We start from the raw sequence: 1,642 nt of genomic DNA on the forward strand, positions 1-1,642 counted from the left end.
AAAAATCTGCTACTTTGGGGGAGTTATTTTTATGTCCAGAAAAGGTCATACTGCTGAATTTAAACGGACAGTATTGGATGCCTATGAAAATCAGGGATATAGCTTAAGTGAGATCCAGAGAAAGTACGGTGTACATGATACCACCCTTGTGTATTGGAGGAAAATAGTGGACAAATACGGCGTGGAAGGTTTAAAGGGGACTTCCCACAATAAAACCTACACTAAAGAAATGAAATTAGCTGCCATATCCGATTACCTTTCAGGTAATTATTCACAAAGAGATGTCATAGAAAAGCATGGGATCTCCAGTACATCAGTTTTAAGAAAATGGATGAAAGATTATAATGGTCATAGAGAAATAAAAGGACAATCGGAAGGAATGAGTCGCTCTATGACCAAAGGGAGAAAAACCACGTGGCAGGAACGTATTGAGATTGTACAAGACGCTTTAGCCAATCATAAGGATTATCATAAAACGGCGATAGCCAATCAAGTATCTTACCAACAAGTCTATCAATGGGTGCGTAAATATGAAACTGGTGGATGGGATGCGTTAAAAGACCGACGTGGTCGTTCTAAAACAGAGAAAGAATTATCACCGGAAGAAAAAATGAAGTTAGAGATACGTCGTATAGAAAAAGAGAATGAACGTCTGCGAGCAGAGAATGCCTTTTTAAAAAAGTTAGAGGAGATCGAAAGGGGGCGGTCATAACCCGTGTTCGTTTAGAAAATCGCTATTTAGCGATTCAACAACTTTACGAGGAAGAAAATTTTTCTATTATGTTATTATGCGAGATAGCAAAGGTGGCACGTGCCTCCTATTACAAATGGTTGAATCGAACACCAACAGATGAGGATAAACTAAATGAAACTTTATTAGAAGAGATGGAAAATCTCCATCAAAAAGTGAATGGGATTTATGGGTACCGTCGTATGACCATGAATTTGGAACGTCAATTTGACCGCCCATTTAATCACAAACGTATTTATCGTCTCATGAATATAGCAGGGATACAGGCTGTCATTCGCCGAAAGAAAAAGCGTTATTCAAAGTCCACACCACAACATGTTGCAGACAATCTATTGAATCGAGACTTCACAGCATCAAAACCAAACGAAAAATGGGTTACAGATGTTACGGAATTCAAATATGGCATGTCCAAAAAAGCTTATTTAAGTGCCATTCTAGACTTGTTTGATGGATCCATTGTAAGCTATAAAATCTGTACTTCTAATAATAATCCATTAGTCTTTGACACGTTGAAACAAGCTTTAGAGACGTCATCAGATGCGAAACCTTTAATCCATAGTGATCGTGGTTATCAATATACCTCACCTGGCTTTAAATATCTCATTGATAATGCTGGGATGAAGCATAGCATGTCGAGAGTAGGAAGATGCATTGATAATGGTCCAATGGAGTCGTTTTGGGGGACATTGAAATGCGAAAAGTATTATTTACATCAAAAAGACTATCACACGTACGAAGCGTTGGTTGAAGCCATTGAAGAATATATTCAATTTTATAATTACGAACGATACCAAAAACGACTAAACAGCCTTAGCCCCATGGAGTATAGGGCTAAGGCCGCCTAAACATTTTTTATTATTTCCACTGTCTACTTGACAGGGTGCAGTTCAG

1 protein-coding gene is annotated in these 1,642 nt (G+C 38.1%); it reads left to right on the plus strand.

The features are described from left to right. Positions 1 to 31 precede the first annotated feature (31 nt). Positions 32 to 1,596, plus strand: a protein-coding gene (locus GHT08_RS21810) for an IS3 family transposase (RefSeq protein WP_163583490.1) whose coding sequence is annotated in 2 segments (ribosomal slippage) — positions 32 to 674 and positions 674 to 1,596 — 1,566 coding nt in all. Because the reading frame shifts where the segments join, the coding sequence is not laid out codon by codon here. The last annotated feature ends 46 nt before the right edge of the window (positions 1,597 to 1,642 follow it).

It is taken from the genome of Gracilibacillus saliphilus, assembly GCF_010994085.1.
In the GTDB taxonomy this organism is placed as follows: domain Bacteria; phylum Bacillota; class Bacilli; order Bacillales; family Amphibacillaceae; genus Gracilibacillus; species Gracilibacillus lacisalsi.